The 24,668-nt window shown below is 42.0% G+C and carries 25 protein-coding genes and 1 pseudogene; 8 read left to right on the top strand and 18 right to left on the bottom strand.

Annotated elements, in window-relative coordinates; genetic code table 11:
• The first annotated feature begins 36 nt into the window (after nt 1–36).
• Nucleotides 37–756: an AzlC family ABC transporter permease gene (locus AR334_RS28360; protein WP_066322290.1), complete on the top strand. Its 720-nt coding sequence runs from the start codon at nt 37–39 to the stop codon at nt 754–756.
• The gene (locus AR334_RS28355; RefSeq protein ID WP_066322281.1) at nt 747–1,073 is read left to right on the top strand and encodes an AzlD domain-containing protein; all 327 of its coding nucleotides are present in this window, start codon (nt 747–749) and stop codon (nt 1,071–1,073) included. Before AR334_RS28360 ends, AR334_RS28355 begins: the two co-directional genes overlap by 10 nt.
• Before the next feature lie 150 nt (nt 1,074–1,223).
• Here the strand turns inward: AR334_RS28355 and AR334_RS28350 are convergent, their stop codons facing one another.
• From AR334_RS28350 to AR334_RS28335, 4 genes are all read right to left on the bottom strand, one after another.
• On the bottom strand, nt 1,224–1,907 hold the full coding sequence (locus tag AR334_RS28350; RefSeq protein ID WP_066322278.1) for an ABC transporter ATP-binding protein: 684 nt from the start codon (nt 1,905–1,907) through the stop codon (nt 1,224–1,226).
• On the bottom strand, nt 1,904–3,550 hold the full coding sequence (locus AR334_RS28345) for an iron ABC transporter permease (protein ID WP_066322272.1): 1,647 nt from the start codon (nt 3,548–3,550) through the stop codon (nt 1,904–1,906). The genes AR334_RS28350 and AR334_RS28345 overlap by 4 nt, the downstream gene beginning before the upstream one ends.
• Before the next feature lies 1 nt (nt 3,551).
• Nucleotides 3,552–4,631, bottom strand: a complete 1,080-nt coding sequence (locus tag AR334_RS28340; RefSeq protein WP_066322270.1) for a Fe(3+) ABC transporter substrate-binding protein — start codon at nt 4,629–4,631, stop codon at nt 3,552–3,554.
• A gap of 329 nt (nt 4,632–4,960) precedes the next feature.
• Entirely contained in the window at nt 4,961–5,440 is a 480-nt protein-coding gene (locus tag AR334_RS28335) for a MarR family transcriptional regulator (protein WP_066322268.1), read from the bottom strand.
• 224 nt (nt 5,441–5,664) lie between these two features.
• Between AR334_RS28335 and AR334_RS28330 the strand changes: the two genes are divergently transcribed.
• The 5 genes and pseudogenes from AR334_RS28330 (at nt 5,665) to AR334_RS28310 (ending at nt 10,234) form a co-directional block, all read left to right on the top strand.
• A complete protein-coding gene (locus tag AR334_RS28330) occupies nt 5,665–6,885 on the top strand; it encodes a MalY/PatB family protein (protein WP_066322263.1) in 1,221 nt (406 codons plus the stop codon).
• A gap of 163 nt (nt 6,886–7,048) precedes the next feature.
• Entirely contained in the window at nt 7,049–8,413 is a 1,365-nt protein-coding gene (locus AR334_RS28325) for an APC family permease (RefSeq protein WP_082693153.1), read from the top strand.
• A gap of 33 nt (nt 8,414–8,446) precedes the next feature.
• Nucleotides 8,447–9,103 carry a carboxymuconolactone decarboxylase family protein gene (locus AR334_RS28320; protein ID WP_066322258.1) on the top strand — a complete coding sequence of 219 codons (657 nt, stop codon included), beginning with the start codon at nt 8,447–8,449 and terminating at the stop codon, nt 9,101–9,103.
• 31 nt (nt 9,104–9,134) lie between these two features.
• Nucleotides 9,135–9,509, top strand: coding sequence for a RidA family protein (locus tag AR334_RS28315; protein ID WP_066322254.1), 375 nt, complete (start codon nt 9,135–9,137; stop codon nt 9,507–9,509).
• 282 nt (nt 9,510–9,791) lie between these two features.
• Nucleotides 9,792–10,234 (top strand): annotated as a pseudogene (locus tag AR334_RS28310) (GNAT family N-acetyltransferase).
• A 62-nt stretch (nt 10,235–10,296) separates the two neighbouring features.
• Here the strand turns inward: AR334_RS28310 and AR334_RS28305 are convergent.
• The 4 genes from AR334_RS28305 to AR334_RS28290 all read right to left on the bottom strand — a co-directional run bounded on the left by AR334_RS28305 (nt 10,297) and on the right by AR334_RS28290 (nt 14,014).
• Nucleotides 10,297–11,076 (bottom strand): LysM peptidoglycan-binding domain-containing protein, encoded by a 780-nt coding sequence (locus tag AR334_RS28305; RefSeq protein ID WP_082693157.1) that lies wholly within the window; start codon nt 11,074–11,076, stop codon nt 10,297–10,299.
• A gap of 42 nt (nt 11,077–11,118) precedes the next feature.
• Nucleotides 11,119–12,384, bottom strand: coding sequence for an SH3 domain-containing protein (locus AR334_RS28300; RefSeq protein ID WP_082693152.1), 1,266 nt, complete (start codon nt 12,382–12,384; stop codon nt 11,119–11,121).
• A gap of 349 nt (nt 12,385–12,733) precedes the next feature.
• Entirely contained in the window at nt 12,734–13,516 is a 783-nt protein-coding gene (locus tag AR334_RS28295; RefSeq protein WP_066322230.1) for a nitroreductase family protein, read from the bottom strand.
• A 66-nt stretch (nt 13,517–13,582) separates the two neighbouring features.
• Entirely contained in the window at nt 13,583–14,014 is a 432-nt protein-coding gene (locus AR334_RS28290; protein WP_066322229.1) for a pyridoxamine 5'-phosphate oxidase family protein, read from the bottom strand.
• Between the two features lie 171 nt (nt 14,015–14,185).
• Between AR334_RS28290 and AR334_RS28285 the strand changes: the two genes are divergently transcribed.
• Nucleotides 14,186–14,359 (top strand): asparagine synthase, encoded by a 174-nt coding sequence (locus AR334_RS28285; protein ID WP_066322226.1) that lies wholly within the window; start codon nt 14,186–14,188, stop codon nt 14,357–14,359.
• Nucleotides 14,360–14,396: 37 nt separating this feature from the next.
• On the opposite strand, the gene AR334_RS28280 is transcribed toward AR334_RS28285, so the two are convergent.
• The 10 genes from AR334_RS28280 to AR334_RS28235 all read right to left on the bottom strand — a co-directional run bounded on the left by AR334_RS28280 (nt 14,397) and on the right by AR334_RS28235 (nt 24,175).
• On the bottom strand, nt 14,397–15,182 hold the full coding sequence (locus tag AR334_RS28280; protein ID WP_066322214.1) for a lipopolysaccharide assembly protein LapB: 786 nt from the start codon (nt 15,180–15,182) through the stop codon (nt 14,397–14,399).
• A gap of 156 nt (nt 15,183–15,338) precedes the next feature.
• The gene (locus AR334_RS28275; RefSeq protein WP_066322210.1) at nt 15,339–15,659 is read right to left on the bottom strand and encodes a DUF378 domain-containing protein; all 321 of its coding nucleotides are present in this window, start codon (nt 15,657–15,659) and stop codon (nt 15,339–15,341) included.
• Nucleotides 15,660–15,849: 190 nt separating this feature from the next.
• Complete coding sequence (locus tag AR334_RS28270; protein ID WP_066322203.1) at nt 15,850–16,050, bottom strand: CLC_0170 family protein; 201 nt, start codon at nt 16,048–16,050, stop codon at nt 15,850–15,852.
• 21 nt (nt 16,051–16,071) lie between these two features.
• The gene (locus AR334_RS28265) at nt 16,072–17,286 is read right to left on the bottom strand and encodes a Ger(x)C family spore germination protein (protein ID WP_082693151.1); all 1,215 of its coding nucleotides are present in this window, start codon (nt 17,284–17,286) and stop codon (nt 16,072–16,074) included.
• A complete protein-coding gene (locus tag AR334_RS28260) occupies nt 17,267–18,373 on the bottom strand; it encodes an endospore germination permease (RefSeq protein WP_066322197.1) in 1,107 nt (368 codons plus the stop codon). Before AR334_RS28260 ends, AR334_RS28265 begins: the two co-directional genes overlap by 20 nt.
• Before the next feature lie 35 nt (nt 18,374–18,408).
• Nucleotides 18,409–20,007 (bottom strand): spore germination protein, encoded by a 1,599-nt coding sequence (locus tag AR334_RS28255; RefSeq protein ID WP_066322189.1) that lies wholly within the window; start codon nt 20,005–20,007, stop codon nt 18,409–18,411.
• Nucleotides 20,008–20,262: 255 nt separating this feature from the next.
• Entirely contained in the window at nt 20,263–21,717 is a 1,455-nt protein-coding gene (locus AR334_RS28250; protein WP_066322186.1) for a Na+/H+ antiporter NhaC family protein, read from the bottom strand.
• A gap of 57 nt (nt 21,718–21,774) precedes the next feature.
• Nucleotides 21,775–22,821 carry an aldo/keto reductase gene (locus tag AR334_RS28245; protein ID WP_066322184.1) on the bottom strand — a complete coding sequence of 349 codons (1,047 nt, stop codon included), beginning with the start codon at nt 22,819–22,821 and terminating at the stop codon, nt 21,775–21,777.
• Nucleotides 22,822–22,826: 5 nt separating this feature from the next.
• Entirely contained in the window at nt 22,827–23,171 is a 345-nt protein-coding gene (locus AR334_RS28240; protein WP_066322182.1) for a TIGR04076 family protein, read from the bottom strand.
• Nucleotides 23,172–23,608: 437 nt separating this feature from the next.
• Nucleotides 23,609–24,175 carry an MOSC domain-containing protein gene (locus AR334_RS28235; protein ID WP_082693150.1) on the bottom strand — a complete coding sequence of 189 codons (567 nt, stop codon included), beginning with the start codon at nt 24,173–24,175 and terminating at the stop codon, nt 23,609–23,611.
• Nucleotides 24,176–24,668: the final 493 nt, after the last annotated feature.

Here is a 24,668-nt window from a genome sequence, read left to right as displayed (position 1 = left end):
ACATACTAATTTTTCTGAAAAGTGGGTGAGGGAGAAATGAACATAAGTGAAAACACGCTTTTGCGGGAAGAAAACAACTTCCTTGCCGGTGTACGGGATTGTCTGCCCACTGTGCTGGGTTACTTAAGTATTGGATTTGCCGCAGGTGTTGTGGAGAAAACGGCTGGACTTTCGATTGTTGAAATCGGACTGATCTCCTTGCTTTTATACGCGGGTTCCGGGCAGTTTATTGCTGCCGCGATGATTGGGGCCAATAGTCCCGCTCTGGCGATCATCTTTACGATTTTCTTTGTGAACCTGCGCCATCTGTTAATGAGCGCGGCTATATCGCCTTATTTCCGTCATCTCAATCCCTCCAAAAATATATTCATCGGTTCTCTGCTTACCGATGAAACATTTGGTGTGGCAATGAATGAAGCGGCAAGCAAGAAATGGCTAAACGAAAAATGGATGTACGGCCTAAATATAACCGCTTATCTAAATTGGTTCATCGCCAATATTGCAGGGGCCTTTTTCGGAGAATGGATTTCCGATCCGGAAAAATTCGGGCTTGATTTTGCCTTACCGGGAATGTTTATTGGCCTGCTTGTCCTGCAATTGGCCAGCCGCAGAAAATTGTTGAAAGATATTCTTGTAGCCCTGAGTGCGGTTGCCGTGGTTGTCGGGGTAAGTTTAGTGACTTCTGGAAGCGTGGGGATCATTGTGGCGACCATCATTGCCGCAACGATCGGAATGGCGGTGGAAAAATGGAAGTAAGATGGTCGATTTTTTTAATTATCTTAGGTTCAGCCCTAGTAACATTCATTCCAAGAGTGCTGCCGATTGCAGTTTTGAGTCGTGTTGAACTGCCAGAATGGGCCATGCGCTGGTTGAACTACGTTCCCATTGCGGTTATGGCGGCCTTAGTAGGGCAAGAATTGCTCATAACTAACGGAAAATTGGTATCTTTGCAATATAACCTAGAACTAATCGCTGCACTGCCTGCTTTTATCATTGCGATTGTTACACGGAGTTTATTGGGAACGGTTGTAGCTGGAATCATCTCAATCATGGTATTGCGGTTTGTGTTTTAAATCGGTGTTAAAAGCGCCTAGTCATACCCCGAATAATATCGACCAACTTTACAGGGGACGGTTCTGCCCGCTTTTTCGGCACTAGAAAAATGCCATTAGAACCGTCCCTGTAGTTCCTGTCATATAGTTATAGGGATTATTTTTTAAAATTTAGTAAAGTGAAATTATTTTTTCTTGAGTAAAGTGAATGTTCTTTTGCCCTATCAAGATACTTCGGTCGCAAATGGCCTCCGCGTCATTTCGGTCATGTGTCACAATAATACAAGTCATTTCAGCTTTCTTTAATATCGACCCGAGGTCAGCACGGATCGACTCCTTTAAGTCAGCATCAAGATTACTGAATGGTTCATCCATTAACAGCAGTTTTGGTTTTGGCGCAAGTGCTCGAGCTAATGCAATCCTTTGCTGTTGACCGCCGCTTAATTCATGAGGGTACCTTCTTTCAAATTCCTCCATTTGAACAAGCTGAAGCATTTCTTTTAGACGGGCAGTTTTTTCTTTTCTTGAAATTTTAGAAAGACCAAATAAAATATTATCCTTAACAGTCATATGGGGAAACAAGGCGTAATCCTGAAATACCATCCCTACTCCACGGTTTTCCGGTTGAACGAATAATACATCGTTTACGACTGGTTTGCCTGCAATTGAAATGCTGCCGCCTGTTGGCATTTCAAGACCTGCTATAAGACGCAGAAGTGTACTTTTCCCGCTCCCGCTTGGCCCAAGGATACCTACTGTTTCACTCTTATCAACAGAAATTGATAAATCCTTTATAACTGGACCCTGACCACGAGAAAAGGAAAAGGTAAGATCCTGTATTTCTAGAATTTTCATTGCTTCACCCTCTTATCAATCATATGAAAAATGATGACAGACAAAACGCTAAGTCCTATAATCATTAAGGATGGGATGGACGCTTCCTGAATCATCTCGTCTTTTGCATACTGATAGGTTTTCGTCGCCAGCGTCTCAAAATTGAATGGCCTTAATAATAATACTAAAGGCAGCTCCTTACATATTTCTACGAATGTCAAAATAAAACCGCTTAACAAAGCACCTTTTATTAGTGGCAAATCTACTTTGAAAAATGTCTTCGTTACTCCATTTCCAAGCAGCCTTGAAGCTTCGGTATATTTCGATCCAATTTTTTCAAAACCAACTTCAATGGCATTATAGCCTGTAGCTATAAAACGTATCGTATAACCTACCACCAACATGGCCATCGACATGCTTAACACGAGGGGAGCATCTCCTAATCCCACCAGTGAATAAAGCGGCGCTAAATTCTCATCGAGTCGAATAAATATGGCCAATACGCCAATCGCAATGATCGCCCCCGGAATAGAGTATCCGGATGTTACCCATTTTGATAGTACAAACGAAAACGGGGTTTTAGAACGACTCACATTCGCTACAATAACAGCAACAACCAGGATAATACTCGTAGATATGGCAGCAACTAATACTGTTTGATAAAGAAGAGTAAAAAACTCCATATCCCAAACTTTATTCACCGTTAACTTCGCCCACGCTATCAATTGGATAAACGGAATTAAGAACCCAAGCAAAAATACTGCCGTACAGTAGAAAAATGCAGCAGCTGCAGGGATTCCTTTGAGCTTCATTGGAACCAGCGGTCGTGATTTATTGCTTATATGATACCGCTGACGCATTCGAATAAGCCTTTCGAGTATCATCATACCCACAATGAACATCATGAGCCACGCTGCCAATCTCATTGCTGTATCCACATCGTACATACCGAACCATGTTTGAAAAATAGCTGTCGTAATCGTATGAATCCCAAAATAGCTGGTGACTCCATAGTCACTCAGCACCTCATAAATCACTAAAATAGCTCCGCCAATTAGAGCAGGTCTTGAAAGCGGCAATACCACTTTTGTAAAAACAACGAGTGGTTTTCGCCCTAATAGTCTTGCACTCTCAATATAAGCTGAACTTTGGCTTTCCAAAAACGCACGGGCGATAATGTATACATAGGGAAATAGAAAGACACTAAATATAAAGACCGCTCCTCTTAAGGAGGAAATCGACAACAGATCCGGACTGATTTGATAATCAAAGTTGTTCCTTAGTGTCGTTTGAATCACACCTGTAAAGCTTAGCATGGTTCGATACGTATAGGCAGCAATATAAGGAGGAATCGCAAGCGGCAGCATCAATCCCCAACGAAAAAATTTGCGAAGCGGAAAATCATATGCGGCAGTTAGCCAAGCAAGGGTAATCCCTAAAAATGATGTAAACACTCCTGTTAACACCACAAGAAATAAGGTATTGGAAACATAATTTTTGATTAAGTATTGGCGGATCTGGAACCAGTTTTCATTAGGTACTTGGAATAGTTCGACAAAAACATAAAGAATGGGCAGCAGAATTACTGCCGCCGCAATCATACTGACGATCCACCAGCCGTTAAGCTCTTTTTGCGCATAACGTTTCAGTGGTGAAGGTTTCATATTACTTCCATCCTGTTTTATTAAAGATTTCAATCGCCTTATGATTATGTTCCCCTAATGTGTCAAAATCAAGCTCTTGCATTTTAAAGTCGCCCCATGATTCTAATAACTCATCTTGTTTGGCATCTGGGTTAACAGGGAATTCATAATTGTTTGCAGATAAAAACTCCTGCGCCTCAACGCTTGTCATATATTCAATTAACTTAATAGCGTTTTCTTTATTTTTACTATGCTTGGTCAAACCAATTCCGCTAATGTTGATATGTGTCCCGTTGGTTTCCTGGTTAGGATAAAATACACCGATGCTTTCTGCCACCTTAACTTCTTCCGGATCTTCAGAGTTTGCAAGTAAGCCAACATAGTAGGTGTTCATGATTGCTACATCACCTACACCAGCTGCAATAGCTTTAGCCTGGTCACGGTCTCCCCCATCTGGTTGACGAGCAAAGTTTTTCACGATTCCTGCAGCCCATTGTTCAGCCTTTTCTTCTCCATTTAACTCAATAAATGATGCAAGCAGGGACTGGTTATACAGGCTTGTTGAAGAACGAGCCAATACTTTCCCTTTCCATTTCTTATCAGCCAAATCTTCATATGTAGAAAGCTGTTCAGGTTTCACACGATCCTTCGAGTAAACGATAACACGTGCTCTGGTAGCCATTCCAATCCAGTAGTTCTCTTTTTCGCGAAATTTCTCAGGAACATTTTTTTCTATTAAATCAGATGTAACAGGCTGAAGTACATCATTATTCTTGGCATTCGCAAGGACACCGCCATCAACGGTAATGAATAAGTCAGCTTGTGTACTTTTCCCTTCCCGTTTAAGTCTCTCAATCAGTTCTTCTGCCTCAGCTTTTACGACATTTACTTTGATGCCAGTTTTTTCAGTGAATTTCTTATAAACCTGATCATCTGCTTCGTAATGTCTAGCAGTATAGACGTTCACCACTTGATTCGCGGCTTTTTTTGGATCAGTGGATTCTTTCTGATCAGAACTATCTTGGGTTGGCCCACAGCCCGCAAGACCGAACGCTAAAACAGTACTAACCAATAGAGGTTTAACAAATTTGCCCAAAATCATAATCCGCTTCCACCTTTTCATCTGAATGTATTTTTACTCTTTGTGATATTGATAATCATTATCACTTATAAATGAATTTTATTATCATTTATCACTTTAGTCAATACATAATTTATTTAATCTGCAAATCGCGATATGATAATATATTTGCATTCTTACACGCCACGAAAAAAATTGTCAGCCCCAATCAAATTATGGCATAAGGAAACAATAAAAAAAGTGCCTGTCACCGCCCGAATGAAGTCGACCGAAACTCAACAAATACGGGTAGTAACTGGCACTTTTCTTTATTATTAATATTTTGGAAAAAATCATTATGTTCTTACATGCTATTTATCAAGAACATCCCCGCCATTAATCGCATTCATGGTCCCTTTATTGATTATTTTTGAAATCATTATATACTTTTTAAAGTCATCGTCTGTAAATTGGGCAAGGTTCTTTAAATGTTTTCTATATTCCTCTGCATCCAATTCCTTATGATAACCATAGACAATTTTCCCTTTTGGTGTTAATTCTATTTTCACTTCCCGATGGTTGTCCGGATTTTTATATTTCATCACCAAGTCCTTTTTTACAAGCTTATCGATCATTTGGGAAACTGCGCCTTTTGTACGATTTGTAATGGCAGCAATCTCTGAGGTATTGGTTGTTTTTTTATCGCCAATCAAATTAAGTGTATGTGCCTCCACCATATAGAGTTCATCCTCCGTGCCATATGTCCTCGGGACACTCTGGTAATCGCTCACTAACCTGGTTGTTTCATATATAGTTTCCATCAGTTCATAAAAAATTTTCTCTCGATCCATCTTGCTTCCCCCTTTCCATTTGGAATCCGCTCATTTTTACTTCATTGTACCATAGACAAAAATGCACCTCTAAGCCTTTACCACAGAAATGGAATTTTTGAAAGGTTCAGAATGTTATTGACGAAATAATTGTTTAGGTGCTAAACTGTTTTTGAATAATAAATGAAAGCGCTATTAATTTATTATCTTCTTTACAAAAATTTCTCGAACGAGGAGGTTGCCTGATGAAATACAATTTTGACGAAATGGTTAATCGTCGAAAGACCTATTCCTTAAAATGGGATGGAGAAGAGTTAATAAAGAAGTTTGGCTATACCGAAAGATACGATGATGAGTCGATTCCTTTATTTACTGCCGATATGGATTTGCCCGTGGCGCAGCCAATAATTGAGGCATTGCATAAAACGGTGGACCATCGAATTTTTGGATATTCTGTCTTTCCAGATGAGTATTATCAATCCATTCAGCATTGGTTTCATAAGAGGCACAACTGGACCATCAAAAAAGAAGAAATTGTACCTAGCCCGGGAACCGTTCATGCCTTGAACGTAGCGGTTAAAGCCTTGACCAATCCTGGAGATGGGGTCATCATCCAACGCCCTGTTTATCCTCCGTTCATGGCTGCCATCGAAGGAAATGGAAGAATCGTAAGAAATAATGCACTTACCTGTTCTGATGGAACCTACACCATTGACTTTGAGGATTTTGAAGAAAAAGCCAAAGAAGAAAATACAAAAATGTTTATCCTGTGCAACCCCCATAATCCTACAGGAAGAATTTTCACACCAGAAGATTTGAAAAGGCTTTCAGATATTTGTGCCGAAAACAATGTCATCATTGTTGCGGACGAAATTCATGGGGACCTGATCAGAAAGAATCAAACCTTTGTTCCAATCGTAAAAGTCGCGAACAAGACAGACCATATTATCACTTGTACAGCGATTAATAAAACTTTTAATGTTGCCGGCCTTCATTGTACCAATGTCATTATTTCGAATCCAGAAATCAGGGAAACATTCAGCCAGGCAATGGGCATGCAGCTGCCATCCCCGTTTACGGTTTCGGCTCTCATTGCTGCCTATAATGAGGGCGAGGAATGGCTAGAGCAATTAAGCGATTATCTTGATGAGACAATGGAGTTTGTAAAAGATTTCCTCGCCAAGAAAATGCCAACTGTCAAAGTAGAAATTCCTGAAGGAACTTACGTGATGTGGCTCGACTTTAGAGGGTACGGTCTTTCATCTAAGGAAGTTCACGATCGTATTTATAACAAAGCAAACGTCATACTTGAAGATGGCGAGATGTTTGGTGAAGAAGGGACAGGCTACCAAAGAATTTGCATTCCTTCCCCAAGACCGCTCATAAAAGAAGCACTAGAAAGAATTGCTTTGGCCTTTCAAGATGTTGAATCTAAAAATCCGCCAGAAGAGGCATTGGTTAAATAAGTACTGAGATCTTATCGTAAATTTACACGGTCAAACTAAGGGATATAGGTTTGTTTGTAAAAAATTTCGCGAGTGCCAAATTACCGTCCATTATGGTAATTTACGGCGGCACTCCGTCTGTAGATTTCTGAATATTAAAAAATCGAACAAAGAGGTGAAATAAATGTCTAGTCAAGAATCAAAATTAAAGAAGGTCTTGGGTCTAGGGGATTTAATGGGGATTGCAGTTGGGCAGATTATTGGAGCAGGTGTCATGGCCTTAACGGGCATTGCCATTGGTATGACAGGAAGCGGGGTTACGTTAGCATTTATCCTTTCTTCTATTTTTACATTATTTTTAGTTATTCCCATTGCTGTTATGGGATCAGCCATTCCCACAACAGGAGGATTATATCGCTACACTAGTAGACTACTATCTCCCAAAATCGGATTTTTCATGTTGGCTCTATTTACACTAGCCCAACTATCCATCGCCATGTATGCGATCTCATTTGCAGAATATGTTCAGGGATTAGTCCCATCTGCCCCACTAAAACTGGTTGCTTTTACATTACTAACTGTGTTCTTTATTGCGAATTTGGTTGGGGTAAAAACTGCAGCTATCGTAGAAAAGATTATGGTGGTTGTTCTCCTCCTTGCATTAATTGTGTTTGTTGTATGGGGGATGCCAGAGGTTAATTATCAAGTTTTTAATGCAAAGGATTTGTTTCCTGGCGGATTTGCTGGGTTTTTTATGGCTGTAGGATTACTTTCATTTGCTACTGGCGGTGCACAAGTGATAGCGGAACTTGGCGGCGAAATCAAAAACCCAGGAAGAGATATCCCATTAACGATTATTACAACGACAATCGGCGTAGGAATCCTGTATGCTTTTATGGCAACAATCGCTGTTGCTGTTTTACCAATCGCCGATGTTGCAAACAAGCCGTTGACAGACGTAGCCAGAACCATCATGCCGGAACCGCTGTTTATCTTCTTTATGGTTGGCGGAGCCATGTTTGCACTAGCCACTACATTGAATGCGACACTCTCATGGGTGACCAAAGGTCTAATGATTGCTAGTGAGGATGGATGGCTGCCAAAATCATTAGGAAAAGTGAATAACAAGTATGGAACACCGCACTGGTTGTTGACTTTGTTTTATGTCATTGGTGCGATTCCAATCCTCACGGGTATGTCACTTGCCGTCGTTTCGGCGTTAGGAACAGGTGTATTCCTAATATATAGTGTCATAACAGTATTTGCTGCAACGAAATTACCTAAAAAATATCCTGTTCTTTATCAGAAAGCTCCGTTTAAATTACCGCCATTAGTTTTAAATTTGGTTGTATATATTGCCATGGCTTTACTGGCTTTCCAAGCTTACTTACTAATGTCCTCTCTATCATTCAAGATCATTTTGGGAACCTTTGCCTACATGGTGGCAGCAGTCATTTACGTGAACGTCGTGGGGAATAATCCAAAGTTTGGAATTAAGAAGGAAATGGATTTCTTCGAGGATAATCCAAAGGATAACATTAGTGCTTAAAGATTATTTCTTTTTATAAATGGAGGTATATAAATGTCTAACGAAAGTCTATACCAAAAATCCTATATTCGTAGATTGCCGGAACTTGCAAAGCTTGCCCCGGATACATTTAAAGCATTTGCAGCATTTGATAAGTTGGCTCTGGCGGAAGGGCTTATTCCTAGAAAAACGAAAGAATTAATTGCAGTAGCAGTTGCCCATGTAACCGGCTGCCCCTACTGTATTGATGCTCACGTATCAGCTGCAAAAAGATTAGAAGCTTCAAAAGAAGAATTGGCAGAAGCCATTATGGTTGCTACCGCGTTAAAAGCGGGATCTGCCATGGCCCATGGGTTAAACGCTTTGCAAGCATTTGACGGAGAGAATCAACATGAATTGTATACCAAATCCAATATGGCCCGATTCAAGGATTTTAATGAATTAAGTCCCGAAGCCTTTTCTGCCTTTAATCAATTTGATCGAGAAGCAATGAAGCCGGGCCTTTTAAGCAAAAAAGAAAAAGAATTAATCGCTATTGCGGTTGCCCATGTAACCGGCTGCCCGTATTGCATTGAAGTCCATACAAAAAGTTTAAAGGCATTAGGGGTTTCACGCGAAGAGCTGGCAGAAGCCATCTTTGTGGCCACCGCCCTAAAAGCCGGCTCAGCCCTGGCACACAGTGTCAATGCATTAAATGCTTACGATTTTTAATAACTTGATAGAAAAAGGATGGATATACTAGATGCAAACGATTTTCACAGAAAAAGCCCCAAAAGCGATTGGGCCGTATTCTCAAGCAGTTTCAATCGGTCATTTGTTATTCCTATCCGGGCAAATTCCTGTTGACCCTGATACAAATGAAGTAGTGGAAAATGATATTGTTATTCAAACCAACCAAGTAATGAAGAACATAAAGGCTATTTTGGAAAGCCAGCAGCTTTCCATCAAAAATATCGTAAAAACGACCATTTTTCTTAAAGACATGAACCAATTTGCCACTGTCAATGAGGAGTACAGCAAGCATTTGGGTGACCATCGCCCTGCACGTTCAACCGTAGAGGTTAGCCGTCTGCCAAAAGACGTCCTCATTGAGATTGAGGTTATTGCATTCAAATAAGAACCGTGCCAGTAAAAATGAGTGTCAAATGGGTATGCATTTGGCACTCATTTAATTCCCCACTTAAATTAAACTTATCATTGCCCCTATACATGTTAGCGCTCTCCCTCATAAGTAGTATAATAGATTTAAGACTTCTAAAGGTAATAAGGATTACCAGAAATGTTGCTTATAGAAAATCCATATCTGCCAGTTAGGCAATTTTTATTTTGTTTTGATCATTGTTCAAAACATTTTTACTTCATATTGATATTGGTAAGAATTTGAAAGGAACGATGAAGTATGTTGCATCTAAAACCCATTACGAAGGATAATTGGCTGAAGGCGATTTCGCTGCGGGTACGGGAAGACCAAGTGAAATTTGTGGCATCCAATGCGGTATCACTCGCCCAGTTAACTTTCTTGAAAATTTCCATGCAAAAGGAATCTATCATGGAGAGGAAATGGTTGGTTTTACGCTTTTTGGGATTGACGAGGACGACCATGAGTACTGGATGTATCGCATGATGATTGATCAACAGCATCAGGGGAAAGGGTTCGGAAAACAGGCGATTCAACTCGTGATCGACGATATTAGGAGTATGAAAGAGGAGCGCCATCAAACCATTACTTTGTCTTATGAACCAAGTAATGAACACGCCAAACGCGTCTACGAAAAAATGGGTTTCCAAGAAATCGACGGGCTTATCATCCACGGTGAACAGGTGGCACGCTTTACCTTTTAAGAGTGCACTACCCGAATAATGTCCCAAATTTCGGGTAGTGACTGCACTTGCTTTATGGTCTTTTAATATGTCGAAATTACAGCGTTATTCTTATGGATAATCGTTACTTTTTGTCCCGCTATTTTTTGATAATCAGGACCTGTACCATAAGGAACGGTTAAGACCAATGATTCACCCTTATGCTTAAATTCTACTTTGGTATTGTCAGCAGCTCCAACGACTGTTGCTTTTGTATAGATGGCCTTGCCCGGAATCTTCAGCTGTTGTCCAATCAGAACCGTGTCATGGCGGAGCTTATTTGTCTTCTTCAGTTCTTCTGCCTTTACCCCAAAGCGTTTAGCAATTCCCATTAACGTGTCCCCTTGATTCGCTACATAAATTGGTTTGGTGTTAGCAGGAAGCGTTAATTTTTGACCAGGGTAAATTTTCTCACTTTGCAGATGATTGACCTTTTTTAATTCATCCACACGAACAGCAAATTTTTTAGCAATGGAGTAAAGGGTATCTCCTTTTTTGACAGTATAATGACTGTCGGCCGCCTTTGAATCTCCAATTTTCATATCATTAGGATTAGGCACCAAAAGTTTTTGTCCGACAAAGATTTTCCCCGATGGTAAACCATTAGCCTCCTTTAGCTGTTTTTCCGTGACATGGAACTTTTTGGAGAGGCTGTAAAAGGTATCCTTCTTTTTTACGGTATATACCATGCTGTCTGCGTCAACCTTGGTGTTGTTCATGAATAGTAGTGCTGCAATAGCACCAGCAATGACAACTGCGATAAGCTTTTGATTTCGCTCTTTCATCCTTTTCTTTCGCAGTTCTGCTAAGCTTTCTTTTCTCATTGTATACAAAGAACTAATCCCCCAAAAAAATTATTTTAACTTTCACTGCAGCGCGATCAAGGTCATTGGTTGACCTCGTTTTGCATTGAGTGTCAGGGTTACATTTTTTCCTTGCTGGTTAAATAATTCATTGATCATGCTGCCAGATGCTTTAGCACTGTATGTTTTGCCATTAGGAGTAATGAAACGAAATGTTCCCTTAGGGTGTACTCCTCCTATTTGAGCTGTTACGCTGATTTGATTTGGCGCTGCAACGGTTGTGGCCGGGATGTTGATGGATTGACCAATTTGCAACTTTGTAGGCTCCACTGTTGGATTTAGCGCCTGTATGGAAGCGGCAGAAACCCCTAATGCTTTACCGATTTTGGTAAACGTATCACCGCTCTTAATCACATACACAGATGAACTTGCCGCTGTGTTGTTGTTGTTGCTGGTAATAGGCTCATTTTTAGGTGCGTTATCGGTTAAATAGGCTGTACTCACAAATGCTGTTTTGCCGTTGAAACGAATTTGAGCCCAGCCATTCGCGCTTGATATCACAGACACACTTTCGTTTAATTTGAACGAACCAAGTACAGCACTGCTCATAGAAGCAGCCTCTCTCACTCGCAACGATGATGCCGTTACATACATGGTTTTTGCTTGAGTTACAGCTGCTTGTTTTTCTGAAAGATAAGTAGCACTCACAAAACATACACGTCCTTTAATTAAGATAGCGGCCCAGCCGTTTTCTACATATGAAACCTTGACCACTTCCCCTTTTTTATAGGTTCCAATAATACTGCTTTTCGTGGTTGGCTGGGAGCGGATATTTAAGGTTGTGGCGGTAACAGTCCGGTCTTCTACCATTGGCAATAGAATTTTTTTACCGTCAATGGCTGAAATCCCATTGGCATCTAATATTTCCTGCGCTGTGACACCATGTTTGGCCGCAATTGTTTCAATGTTTTCACCAGCCTTTACCTGATAGGTGTATTCTTGAATAAATGCTGCATTCGCGGCGCCTGTATACATGCCAAGAACAATCGTGAAAATCCCCGTCACGATCACCTTTTTTACGATATTTCTTTGAATCCATTCGTGAACCTGTGAAACATATGTATGCCAATTTTCCCGTATATCTTTTAAAAACCCTTTAACATCTAGTACATTTCTAATATCGAATTTTATGCCTTTATAATATTCGCGTTTTTCCATTCTTGAGGTGAAAACAGGTACAGTTTGTGTTTTCTTGCTTTTTCCATATGTTTCTTTTCTGCTTAACGGTAATTCACCTTGTACAACAAAATCTTTTGTCAAAATCATCATGTCTCCAATTCTCTCTTTTGTAGGGCGGGACCTTCCTCTGTATCTTTTTTACTAAATGCACAATGCAAAATGAACCCTCACCTATATTAATCGTTATAAAGTATCATTTTCTGTCCCAAAATTGGCATATTTCGTCGAAATTAGTTTATGTTGGGCAGATTGGCATATTTTCTTAAGCAGATAATAGCAATTAAATTATTATTCTTGGGCAATCTTAGAATTTTGCAAAGAAATTTTACCCGTGAATGCCAAAAGGCCCGACTAGCTCCTATCCGCTAGTCGGGCCTTTTTGATTTATAACTAATGAAGTCTTGCTTTCGTTTCCACTCCCCATTGCAATAAAGAAACCTCACTCATTCTCCATAAAATTCTGCTTCTCCAAGTATTTCAGGACTGTTTGTGAATATTCTTGGTGGGATTCCTTCGTATATTTGGCAATGGTATAGACTTGGGCAAGATTTTTTAAGCCCAAACGTTCTGTCATTTCCTTGAGCCTTGGCACGTTCATGTAACGGTTCCAGCCCTTTTCATTTCTCTCTTTGTAGATTTCCAGAATATCTTCATCTGAATAATCTTGATACTTGTCATAGTGAACAAGTCCATGCCTAGGCAAACGGTCGCGCGGGGCAGGGTTTTCCGCAGGATAGCCTAATGAATACCCGACAACGGGCACGACATTTGGCGGCAAGTTTAGCAGTTCGCCGATTTGGTCGCAATTGGCAAGCGTTGAGCCCATATAGCAAATCCCAAGCCCGGCATTCTCTGCCGCTAAGGCACAGTTTTGTGCTGCTAGCGTTGCATCTATAGCCCCAATTATAAAGCTCATGAAATTATCAAAATGGATCCCCGGCGCATCACTAAGTGCGAGCCACTTTCTCATTCTATTAAAATCTGCACAAAAGGTTAATAGTATCGGTGCATCCACCACCATCGATTGCTCCATATGGGCGGAGTATAATTTTTCCTTAAGCTCTTTGTCTCTTGTGACAATAATCGAATACGTTTGCATATTGCCGCTGGACGAGGCCCGAATCCCCGCATCCAATATGTATTCCAGCAATTCTTGGCTTACTTCCCTATCTTCATATTCCCGAATTGACCTGTGACCGAAAATAACATCGTTTAATTCCAAAGCTATAACCCCCTGGTGATATAATTATCACTATTATATCACTAGGGGATCGGTTTTTTCGGGAAGCTAACTATTTTTCACGGATAATTCTTGTGGAGTTTCACCATTCAGATTCAGGACTCGGACCACTTCAGGCTGAATTTCAAGAAGTATGTAGTTTGGATCTTTCGGACCGTCAAACCACTGGCTAAACGACTCCTCCCAGATTTCATCCTTCAAGGCTTGGTCATCCGTTATGCTGGCGGTGCCAAGCATTTCAATAAAGGCATCGGTTTGCCCCTTTTGTTCATAGCCGAGCAGGACCGACACATACGGATTCTTCTCTATTTCCTCCACCTTTTCCGTATCCTTTTGCGTGGGCGTATACAATACTAACTCCTTGTTGTAGAATGTCATGTACCTTGCATGTGGCTTATTATCCTCAACAGAAGCAAGGACACCCGTTTTATGCTTGGAGATGATGTCCAGCACCTTGGCTTTTAAATCTTGATCGCTCATGTATGTTCCTCCTATGTATGGTCTCACTATATTTTCTTCAAAAAATGAAAAAGTAAACAGAACCTATCGATGAAAATTCTCAGCAAGCACCAAGAATATCTCATCTTGCCATGGTGAAACTAATATTGGTGTGCAAAAACACCCACTAACTTCGATGCGGGGGAAATGACCATGAACATACGTGAAGGTTTAATTCCAACAGCGTTAGGGACTGCCGTAACAGCAACGGGATTGGCACTTAGACAGAAACGCGGTTCTAATAAAATGATTGCGGATACCGTTTTCGGTTTTGGTTTGGCACACGTAGTATTAGGGGTAATTGACCTTGTAGAACATCGGCGTTAAAAAGGAAAAGGCGAGTGATCAAGGACTCGCCTTTTTGTTAATCAAATTTCACATTAAAAAGCATTTGTTTGATCGCATCATAATACTTTTGTTTAAAGCTTGGACTCATCGTTGCACTAAGGTGGAATTCAATTCCATCATGGATGATGACTCCTTCATAGCTGAAATCATGATCATCCATAATATACGCCTCGTAACCAGCGTTTGTCGTCACTTTTTCATAGCCCGTCAAGTCAGGATGATTTTCAGTCATGTAGTTGCTCGCATACACCAGAACTTCTGATTCGTTCCCCGGATGCAGCGCCCGGCCATCGCCATTAGTCGGCTCAGCTCCAGGATTCCATTCAGCTGGATAGTTAATCGTAAAGCCAAATCTCTCGTTGTGATAGGTCTTCCAGTTGACGGTGTCCTTTTTCGCCTCGGAACTTTCTTTCTCCGGACTTTCCGCCACGTTTTGCTCTTGTTCGTTAACGTTATTCTTTGCGGTTTCTGCCGTCTGCCTATGCTTGTTTAGTTCCTTTTTAATACTGCCGGGCAGGTCTTTCTCCTTTAGCAGTTGATTTGATTTTGTCAAAGCCTGGTCCCATTCTTTGTTATTTATGGCTTCCTCCACTTCAAACAAGGCGGTTAAATCATCATGGTATTGCTGTGCCTCTTGGTCTTTTGGTTCTTCCTCTAAGGCTAATTCAAATAATCCTTGGGCTTTTTCAAACTCGCCCTGGGCTAGCGCCAGTTTTCCCTGTTCCATTGCCTTATCGTACGTGTCATTGCCGCAACCGGACAAAAGCAGGCACGAAAAAACAAAAAACCAAAAATGTCTCATAGCTCCTCCTTTCAAAATGACAGCAGGAATTCCAAGCGTCTCCTTATTAGTGTGCTCAGAATTGATCAATTTAAAAGAAAAAACAGGGATGATTCCCCTGGACAAAAAAAGAAAATGAAGAAAGTCACGATTGTATGGCTTTCTTCATTTTCTTTTTTATTGATCTTCTCTGGAGGATTTTCTAAGATCAGTTACGTCTGATTCCTCACCAAACTCAGTTCCATAATTAACCTTACCGCCACTATAGTTAGTCCGGTTACCTTCTTGGTTCGTGTCAGCCGCTTCCCATTGTTTAAACAATAGGGTTAAGCAGGCTAACCCGCTTAAACCGACCAAACCGTAAATCACTCTTGATAAAAACGAATCTTGTCCGCCAAATATAGCTGCTACCAAATCAAATTGAAAGAAGCCAATTAATCCCCAATTTATAGCCCCAATGATGGTCAGTAGTAAGGCAATTCTTAGCAGGGTATTCATGACCACACCTCCTTTACCGTTTAATGATGTCTTCCAAACACAAATAATACTCCTCAGTAAAATTTCTCCACCTTACGGATATTATTTGTAAAATTATCATTTGTAGGAAAGGCAGATTTCATACATAAATACCCTGATTACTCATCATGTTGATCGGCGAACCTTGGCGTTTTTTCACCATCCTCTTGTTTCACCAAACAAAGTTCTGATAAATCCAATTGGCCAGCGATAATCCCATTCCAATGGAGATGTTGATCCATGCTAGAATCAGCGAGACTTTTTGTTCCTTATCCTGCGCTGCCTTTTTATATTTTTTGACGTCTGTTAAAAGAAGTATGAGGCCGGATAGGAAGAAAAGAATGATGATGTAGATCATATAACCGATATTCAAACGAACCTCATCCTTTCTAGTTTATTTCGCTTTCATGCCGACGCGGTGAATCTGAGCATCCACTTTCACTTCATACGTTAGCTCTTGGAAGGCTCTCGACCAGTTTTCTTTTGTTTTTATTTTGCGGTTCCAATACTGGGGAAGCTTTGCCCGAAAGTGTTCTCCAATACCGAAAACATCGGAACCGGCTGCTTGCGTCTTGGCAATTAATTTTTCAATCCCTTTCTTCATGTCTTTAGCCGTTTCTTTTTCAATTTTCTTCAAGACCCTGGAGTCACTGATCTTAATTTTGGAACTTGCCTTCTCGTCGATTTCGCATTCATAGCGAATCTTAAGCCTGATATGGGGGAGGCCGTCTTTCAGGTCAATTTTTATCTTGGTCCTCCGGCTCCTTACTCGCATCATAACCATTTGGTCAGTGCCAGGTACTTGAACAAAGGCCCCGTACCCGCCTATGCTTTCGCCTTTTATCGCCATAAAAACGCCAATTTCCAGCGGTGCCGTTTTGCCAACCATCTTATCGCCCCTAAAATAAGCAAGCCCCTTTAGCTCGATGGTATCATTTTGCTTAATGGTTAAGTACGGAAGGTATGCTTCCTGGCCTTTACTCGAGTAAATGGTCCAAAATAATCCAATAAAACTAGGCGGAAACCTGCCCAAAGCCGATAAATTATCCACCATATCGGCCAAATACAGCGAGGGAACCCGATCCAGGCCCGGCATTAGCTTCATATATTGAGCAGCAGGCTCTTTTGATACGACGAGCGCCGCGGTTCTTCGAATTTCCGGATTACGCCGAAGTACATCATGCAGCCGTTTCGTTCCACGCTTTGCCACCTTTTCATTTAGAACAATGATGCGTAAATGTCCCAGAAATAGTTGATCGGCTATCTGCTGCTGAAGATTGATCAGGGCATCCTCCAATGTATGGCCTACGACACTCATGACCAAAACCGGCTTTTGTTCTCCTCCTTGGTCAGGCCCTAGCGGAATCCGCCCTGGGATCGCAATCTGGACGGTAACCTTTATCAATTTTTCCTTTGGCTTAAAAAAACTATCTTTCAGATGAGCGACCTCTCCGTCTTTCTTCTGATCCTTTTCATCGGCTTCATCAATTCCAATTGCCAAAACATTGGCACGGCGTTCCATTTCCATCGCGTCCCAACAGCCGGAAAGTAATGGGAGAAGGAGGAAGAATACCAGCACAAGCACCAAGCTACGTTTGTTGTGACGCACTTCCTTTCAGCCTCCTATTCTTCAAGAAATCAATCATCAGCAGCAAGCCTGGGTACAAAATGGTAATCAACAATCCTGCTCTGCCGACAAATTTAATAAATTCATACATTTGAAATATATTTTGCGGCAGCATCGCCAAAATAAAGATGAATGGAAAAAGGAAATAAGAAAGCATCTTATGGTCCTGAATATGCAGCAGTTGTTTGATTGAATAAATTGTAAAAAAGTAGCTGGAAAATAAAGTGGTAAATACTGCTGTTACCCAAACAGCCAGGAAGATGACATCCAGCCTTTGCAGGACATTCCCAGGCACCGCTGTCGTTCTTGCCAATTCCAGCGTCGGCCATAGGATTTGCTTCATCTCTTCCGTTCCAAACACCGATACCGTCGCGATGACAAGCAGTAAATACAATCCACCTGAAATAGAAATCCCCCAAAGGCTGGACTTCATGGCTTTATTGGGATTTTTCATCGAGGGGATAATCATCGTCACAATAAACGAGCCCTGAAACAGGGCGGAAATCGTCAATGCCCCAAGAAACATGTGCGTCACATTGGTGCCGATGATCGGACGTATGTATAAAAGATTCGCATTTTTTAGCGATAAGGCCACTACTATTAAAACAGGAGCCAATATAATAGGGAGATAAAAGTTGTGAATATAGGAAAATACATTGATATTGTTTCTGCAGCTAATGCACGCGAGCAGCAGCATGACAATGACCGTGACTTCCAATGGCGTTTCCTGTAAAACACCAGCCACCACTACCTCGCCAAATTCACGGGCAGCAAGGCCGGTTAAGATAAAGAAAAACAGGATGACAAACAAGCTGCAAAATCGGCCGAGCCACTTTCCGATGATGTCTTCATTATAGGTAATGATTGTCTTTTGCGGGTGGCGAATCCCCAGATGGGTAAGAATAACCAGCCCAATCGCCCCTAATGCCAGTCCTAGAAATGTGACAAGCGGAGCCCCGGTTCCGCCTTCTTGTACAGCAAATAAGGGCAATGGCAGGACTCCCACGCCGATAATGGTGCTAATTAAGATCGCTGTTGCTTGAATTGTCGTGATCTTTCTAGTATTCATTTCCTGAGACCTCCATTCAACTCGACTGCTGCACGCTATTCGTTCCCGAACTCATTCCGCTTGATAGTTTTGCCTAATCGACTGCGGTTTGCGCCATGAAGAAATGAAGGTCTTTTTGGCATTAACCACAATGGGGCACGGAAAATGACATCTTTCATCCCCTGGTAGTTCTCCGGGGAAACTGGGGACATATACGGCACCCCAAATGATCGGAGCGACAGCATGTGGTTAAAAATAAAGATGATGCCAATGACGACCCCATATAAACCAAAAATTCCTGCCAAAATCATAATGGGAAATCGCAGCATGCGGAGAGCAAAGGCGGCGGAATAGGCAGGAGTCGCAAAAGAGCCGATCGTGGTCAGGGCGATTGCAACGACGGTGATGGGGCTTGCCAAACCGGCTTCAACGGCGGCCTGCCCAACAACTAAAACCCCGACGATGGATAAGGCGCCGCCCACCTGCTTCGGCAGACGTACGGTCGCTTCCCTTAAGACCTCCATGGCCACTTCAATCATTAAAACCTCCACGACTGCCGGGTAGGGAACGCCCGCCCTGCCGCCGGCCACGGCGATGGCAAATTCGGTTGGCAGCAATTCCGGATTGAACGAAATGAACGAGACATAAAGCGCCGGAAAGATCAGGGAAAAAACAAGGGCCAGCATCCGAGCCATTCTGACAAAGCTGCCCATCAAAAACCTCGATGAATAGTCCTCTGCTGTTTGATAAAATTGATTAAAAACAACAGGGACGAGCAAGGCAAACGGGGAGCCATCAGCAAAAATGGCCACTCTGCCCTCGGCCATATTGGCAACCGTTTTATCTGGTCTTTCCGTACTTTGAATTTGTGGAAACGGGGAAAAAGGATTATCCTCGATAAATTGTTCCAGATAGCCAACATCCATAATGGCATCGATATCTATTTGTGACAGTCTTTTTTCCACTTCCTGTACGACGGTTTCATTAGCGATGCCTTTCAGATAGCAATAGGCGACGGTGGATTGGGTCAGGCGTCCGATTTTCATGGTCTTGACTTGTAAATCGGGAGTTGGAAGACGATAGCGCAGCAAAGCGAGGTTGGTTTGGATATTTTCAATGAATCCTTCACGGGGGCCTAAGATAATCTGTTCAGTTTCTGGCTGACTGAGGGAGCGCTTTTCCACATTTCGTGTTCCGATATGAATCGCTTCCGTCATCCCGTCGATGATCAGCACGGTTTCACCGCTTAAAATGAACTCGATTAATTTTTCCCGACTCCGTTCAGGGTAAGCCTGGCTATGATAGAGCGTTTCTTTTATTATCATATCTGCTAATTGGCCTAACGGCCGGTTCCGATCCTTTAAGTGGTCCGGCACATACATTAGAGGTTTCAAAATATCATGATTAATACTATCCTGTTTTACTAAATTAGAAAAATAAAGTATCACCGCTTCATACTGTCCAAAAACTTTGAAATACTTCATCACCAAATCATCACTATGGCCTAAAATTTGTTGGATTTCAGCCACTGTCTTATCAAGCGAAGCAGAAAGAAACGCATCAGAGCCAGCCTTCCCCCCTTTATGAAACAGCCCCTTTCCTTTGCCATTATCTGGTTTTTTCATTCGATTATTCTTCTTAAAAAAAACCACCATACCCGCCTCCCTAACTATAACATTCGCAAAATCATATAAAATAACCTAGGTCATTTTTCCTAGATTTGAAGCGGAAGGACGATTCAATCGAAAGGATCCAAATGGATATGGTTGTATAAAAAAAGTGCCTAGTCGCCTCCCGAATAATGTCAAGAAGAAGTTGACAAATTCAGGGGGGCCACTGGCACTTTAAGTTAAGTTCACTGCATTGGATTAGCGTTATGTGGCAGCACAGGGGTACCGGCGGTTTCCCCTTTACATGATAGCGCTTTGGTTTGCGTATTCTTGAGGATTGCTAATGGCTTTTCCATCTGCGCCTTCAAATTGGCGGCCCCACCCCGTTAGGACAGAGAACAATAGGACCAAGAACAATACCATGCAATAAATCATGCCGCCGCTGACTTGTGTTAGTGATAGTTGCGCAATAAAATCATACCCATCTGACAATAATGCGCCGAGGAATACAAATACACTTAAAAACGGTATGACTAGCACAATCGAGTTAGCGAAACCATCAAGTAGATTGGCACGGCGGTATGGATGCAGACCAACCCGCTTGCCAATCTCATTCTGTACCTTTCCAAATGTCGTCATCGATGCGCTGGTTACACCGCCGAAAATTAACGTTGTAAACGAAATCCCCAACATCATGGCGATCTCGGCTCCGCGAACCGTTTGGCCCATTTTGCTGTTCAGAATGCTAGTCGTGACCTTTTCAAGCACACCGGCACCGTTCAGGACCCCCATGATCCCGTACACGGAAAGAACCAGCGTGACCGTTGCCATCATGCTGCTGATGCCGTCAGTCAAGAATCCTACTGGAGCACCATCTGCAACGGAGATAATATTTTCGAAAGTTAACAGGTTAAATGCAAGGCCTGTTATCGTTCCCAAAACTGTACCTATCGTAATTGCCTTATAAATGTCGCGGGTTTTCACTGCCACGAATAACATAACGGCGACCGGGACGAGCATGACCAGTGTGGCAGGATTCATGTTCTTCTCAAGGATGTCGGAAGCGCCCGCGCCTGCCGTACCTCCTCCGCCGAAGATCCAGAAAAGAACAAACGAGATTGTCCCTGCTGCCAAGGAATACTTTAGCCGGGTGGCAACGCACCCTCCGATATCAGCAATCCCTTCTTTTTTGGTATATTCTTGCGTTCCTGCAGAAATGATGGTCGTGTCCGATATAGGCGCTAAATTATCGCCAAAAATAGAAGCACTGACGATAGCTCCTGCAAGAATGGCTGGGTCGCATCCCAACAATACTCCTGCCGGATAGAAAATAGGGAAGCAGGTAAACATGGTTCCAATCGATGAACCCGTGGCAGTCGAAATGACACAAACGGCTAGGAATGTAAAGGCTGTAAATAATCCGCCATCCACGCCAAGCAAATCGGCAAGCCATACGAAACCGGACGAAATATTCGTGGCTTTGATCAGCGCCGAGAACATCCCGATGACAAACAGCAAAATCGCAATCGGGACAGCCTCCTTGACGCCATCATAGACGGAATCCCAGAAACGATCATAGTGGCCCTTTTTTACAAAAATCGCTCCAACCATGAGTGCAACGAAAGCACCCATAGCGAGTGCATACATTTCAAACGCTTTAAAAACAATAAAATACTGGATGCAGAAAAACAAAAAGATTCCCACTGGGATAAACGCAGTGCCCCATCCGCCTCTAAATTCAAGTTTTTGATTCATACTAGAACTCTCCTCTTCTATGCTAAACTGTCTATTCTAAACTAAACTTCCATCTTCTTATTCTTCATTTAAATTCATCTTCATAATATTGCGATATTTCGACCCAACCGTACGCTCTAACTCAAAAGGTTCGCCGTCCAATATTGGATAGTTGTTTAAGAATTGTTTTATTTCATCGATATCGGAACTGTCGAGCTCAAAAGCAAATATTTGCGCATTTGACTCCACATGCCTGCTATTTCTAACACCAATAATCGATGCCCCGACACCCTGTTGACTTAAAATATATTTTGTCGCAACCTGAGAAACCTTAACAGAATGCTTTGCAGCGATTTTTTGCAACAATAGCAATAATTCCTGATAGCCATCCCAACCCAATGTATCCTCAATCACCTGAAAATATTTAACATGTGAGCGCGTTTCAGGTTGAATCGATGGTTGGCCGAGCCATTTTTCCGCTAACAAGCCTCCCGATAATGTACCGTAGCACAACAGGGAAATTCCTTTGCTAGTACAATAATCTAGTAACTCTTTTTCCGGACGCCTATCAAAAACTGAATATTGGTTTTGACAAGACACAATAGGGATACCGGCATCAACGAGCTCGCTCAAATGCTTTGTATCAAAGTTTGTAACGGCGATATTACGGATCTTTCCTTTTTCTTTCAGTTTCAATAGATCTCCCGCTGTCTCTATATAGCCGGGCACATTGTAATCCCACCAATGAAACTGCACGAGATCCAATACATCTCGTTTTTGACGTTTGAGGCTTCGGTCAATGATTTTTTCTGTATAGTTATAATCGACCTCACTAAGCAAATTGATATCCGGCACATACTTCGTATGTATTTGAATATCTTGTGGTGAAAGGGTGCTCCCATGTTTTAGTTCCGATAAAAATTCACCGAGGAACTCTTCCGTACCTGTATAGATATCGGCACAGTCAAATGTCGTAAACCCTCTTTCAGCAAGCATATGGAAGGCCTTCGTGACATCTTGCATATCTAATTTTGTTTGTAAGCTATGGCCTTCCGATAGCTGCCAGCACCCGTTGATCACCCTGCTGATACTATAATCTTTTGCTAATTGAAATCGTTCTGCCATTATTGTCAATCTCCTTTATGTATAGGTTCTATTGTGCAATCCCCATGACTAAATTCTTTCGTCCCGATCCGCGTTATTTTAAATCTGGCGCCACAGTTTGGATCTGGGCAGGCAATCACACTATCAGACAACATCCAGTCGTTTGCGTGTAATTCTCGCTGCTTTGCAGGCAGCAACGGTAATATTGCGCTTAAGGCGTACATGGAAAATGAATTCGTTTCCGGAAAGATAAGGTCTTCCCCGATAACTAAGAAATAGTCACCTTCCTTATGTCCGCATACCATTGGTTTCTCTGTACCTATGACCTCTACTTTTAAGTTATAGAGCGTAAATTTATCATCCATGTACATGCTCCTATCCTCCATAAAATAAAAAAACACCTGTCCTTAAATATTCATTCAAGGACAAGTGTTTAACTTGCGGTACCACCTTGTTTGGTATGGATCAACCATACCCTCTCAGCAGAGTGCTTGCACACCCATAGCCCTATAACGCTGGCTCTGCGTCTAAGCTACTAAAAAAATTCTTTCACTTCGCCCTCGGAGGCCCACTTTCTGTTACGTCATCTGTCCGGCTTCCACCATCCCGGATTCGCTGAGAGATCGTTTAACAGTTTTACTCCCTCGTCTTTGGTTTACAGAAATGGTAGCATCATCGATTTTTATTGTCAAGAATAATATTAATATTAAGACAAATCAAAACAAAGGCAGTCTCCCTGGTGGTAACGCTATTCCATACTTTTCAAACTAAGGTAACAACGCTAGAAATGTCTTGATGAATTACCCAGTTACTGCATTGGATTGGCAAAATCATTGATTAAAATCTGGACTTCGTCATTTACGTCAATTTTTCCAGGCCGTTCTACTGCACAGACGATTCCCCGCCTCCGGTAGCCCGCTTTGACAAACCGGGAAGATAATTTTTCATGATCTTGATACTGCTTTTGGATTTCATCGCCTGGGAATGTACAAGGAAGATTTTCTCCCATACAGATCAATCCTGCCCCGCTTGGAAACAGGATTCGCGAACCGATAGTCAGCTTTGTAAATTCTGAAAATCCTTGGATTAGGAGGTTTGCCCCCAACCACTCTGGAAGCACCACTTCTACTCCCAATTCTCTGGCAATCTGGTCCAGTTCTTCCTCCGATACAATCGTAATCTGACGGCGGTTAAGGATTTCGGTGCCCCTTGGATACATCGGCTGCCGAGAATCTGCTTTGCTGGTTAAACCAAAGTGACGGTCACCAGGAATACCTCCAAATTCCAGCTCCACTTCCGAAATCCTTCTAGTAACAAACGTTTCTGGATCATCTGCGAGTAAGACCGCTGTGATAGTTGCCTTTGCTTTTTTCATAAACATAACTCCCTTTAATCATGCTTCTTCCAATTTATCACAATATTTATGGTGCTCCAATAGGTTCTTTTGGTGTATTGGCGTAGTCGGAAGGTAAAATTTTTTTGGGTTTACTGCTCCAATAGGCTCTATTGGAGTAGTGGGAGTGCGAAAATTTGGGGTTTACTGCTCCAATGGACTCCATTGGCGTGGTTTTAGGATGGAATTTCGGCATTCTGTTCACTAATTAGGCCCAAAGAAAATTTTATCTGCGGTGTTTCTTCATATATCTGCGATCATCTTTGATATATCCGCGATAATTTGATTTTATCCGCGTTAAATTCAAGATATCCGCGATTATTCCAATATATCCGCGATGCCCCATTTTTAAAGCCAATGACCCTTTTTAAAAACACAAAAAAGACAACCATATTTCAGGTTGTCTTTCGCTTGCCCGGCAACGTCCTACTCTCACAGGGGCTTTCGCCCCAACTACCATCGGCGCTGAGAAGCT

The organism is Bacillus sp. FJAT-29814, from assembly GCF_001510715.1.
GTDB lineage: Bacteria > Bacillota > Bacilli > Bacillales > Cytobacillaceae > Neobacillus.
The sequence above is the reverse complement of the archived record's forward strand: the minus strand, read 5'-3'. Positions and strand labels throughout refer to the sequence as shown.

Excerpts from the sequence above, each read along its gene's own strand:
- AR334_RS28360 (WP_066322290.1), top strand. The coding sequence starts at position 37 with ATGAACATAAGTGAAAACACGCTTTTGCGGGAAGAAAACAACTTCCTT.
- AR334_RS28290 (WP_066322229.1), bottom strand. The coding sequence starts at position 14,014 with ATGAGCGATCAAGATTTAAAAGCCAAGGTGCTGGACATCATCTCCAAG.
- AR334_RS28305 (WP_082693157.1), bottom strand. The coding sequence starts at position 11,076 with ATGAGAAAAGAAAGCTTAGCAGAACTGCGAAAGAAAAGGATGAAAGAG.
- AR334_RS28350 (WP_066322278.1), bottom strand. The coding sequence starts at position 1,907 with ATGAAAATTCTAGAAATACAGGATCTTACCTTTTCCTTTTCTCGTGGT.
- AR334_RS28300 (WP_082693152.1), bottom strand. The coding sequence starts at position 12,384 with ATGATGATTTTGACAAAAGATTTTGTTGTACAAGGTGAATTACCGTTA.
- AR334_RS28240 (WP_066322182.1), bottom strand. The coding sequence starts at position 23,171 with ATGTACATGGATGATAAATTTACGCTCTATAACTTAAAAGTAGAGGTC.
- AR334_RS28345 (WP_066322272.1), bottom strand. The coding sequence starts at position 3,550 with ATGAAACCTTCACCACTGAAACGTTATGCGCAAAAAGAGCTTAACGGC.
- AR334_RS28325 (WP_082693153.1), top strand. The coding sequence starts at position 7,049 with ATGTCTAGTCAAGAATCAAAATTAAAGAAGGTCTTGGGTCTAGGGGAT.
- AR334_RS28355 (WP_066322281.1), top strand. The coding sequence starts at position 747 with ATGGAAGTAAGATGGTCGATTTTTTTAATTATCTTAGGTTCAGCCCTA.
- AR334_RS28315 (WP_066322254.1), top strand. The coding sequence starts at position 9,135 with ATGCAAACGATTTTCACAGAAAAAGCCCCAAAAGCGATTGGGCCGTAT.
- AR334_RS28285 (WP_066322226.1), top strand. The coding sequence starts at position 14,186 with ATGAACATACGTGAAGGTTTAATTCCAACAGCGTTAGGGACTGCCGTA.
- AR334_RS28250 (WP_066322186.1), bottom strand. The coding sequence starts at position 21,717 with ATGAATCAAAAACTTGAATTTAGAGGCGGATGGGGCACTGCGTTTATC.
- AR334_RS28330 (WP_066322263.1), top strand. The coding sequence starts at position 5,665 with ATGAAATACAATTTTGACGAAATGGTTAATCGTCGAAAGACCTATTCC.
- AR334_RS28255 (WP_066322189.1), bottom strand. The coding sequence starts at position 20,007 with ATGGTGGTTTTTTTTAAGAAGAATAATCGAATGAAAAAACCAGATAAT.
- AR334_RS28275 (WP_066322210.1), bottom strand. The coding sequence starts at position 15,659 with ATGAATACCCTGCTAAGAATTGCCTTACTACTGACCATCATTGGGGCT.
- AR334_RS28335 (WP_066322268.1), bottom strand. The coding sequence starts at position 5,440 with ATGGATCGAGAGAAAATTTTTTATGAACTGATGGAAACTATATATGAA.
- AR334_RS28235 (WP_082693150.1), bottom strand. The coding sequence starts at position 24,175 with ATGAAAAAAGCAAAGGCAACTATCACAGCGGTCTTACTCGCAGATGAT.
- AR334_RS28245 (WP_066322184.1), bottom strand. The coding sequence starts at position 22,821 with ATGGCAGAACGATTTCAATTAGCAAAAGATTATAGTATCAGCAGGGTG.
- AR334_RS28320 (WP_066322258.1), top strand. The coding sequence starts at position 8,447 with ATGTCTAACGAAAGTCTATACCAAAAATCCTATATTCGTAGATTGCCG.
- AR334_RS28260 (WP_066322197.1), bottom strand. The coding sequence starts at position 18,373 with ATGAATACTAGAAAGATCACGACAATTCAAGCAACAGCGATCTTAATT.
- AR334_RS28280 (WP_066322214.1), bottom strand. The coding sequence starts at position 15,182 with ATGAGACATTTTTGGTTTTTTGTTTTTTCGTGCCTGCTTTTGTCCGGT.
- AR334_RS28340 (WP_066322270.1), bottom strand. The coding sequence starts at position 4,631 with ATGATTTTGGGCAAATTTGTTAAACCTCTATTGGTTAGTACTGTTTTA.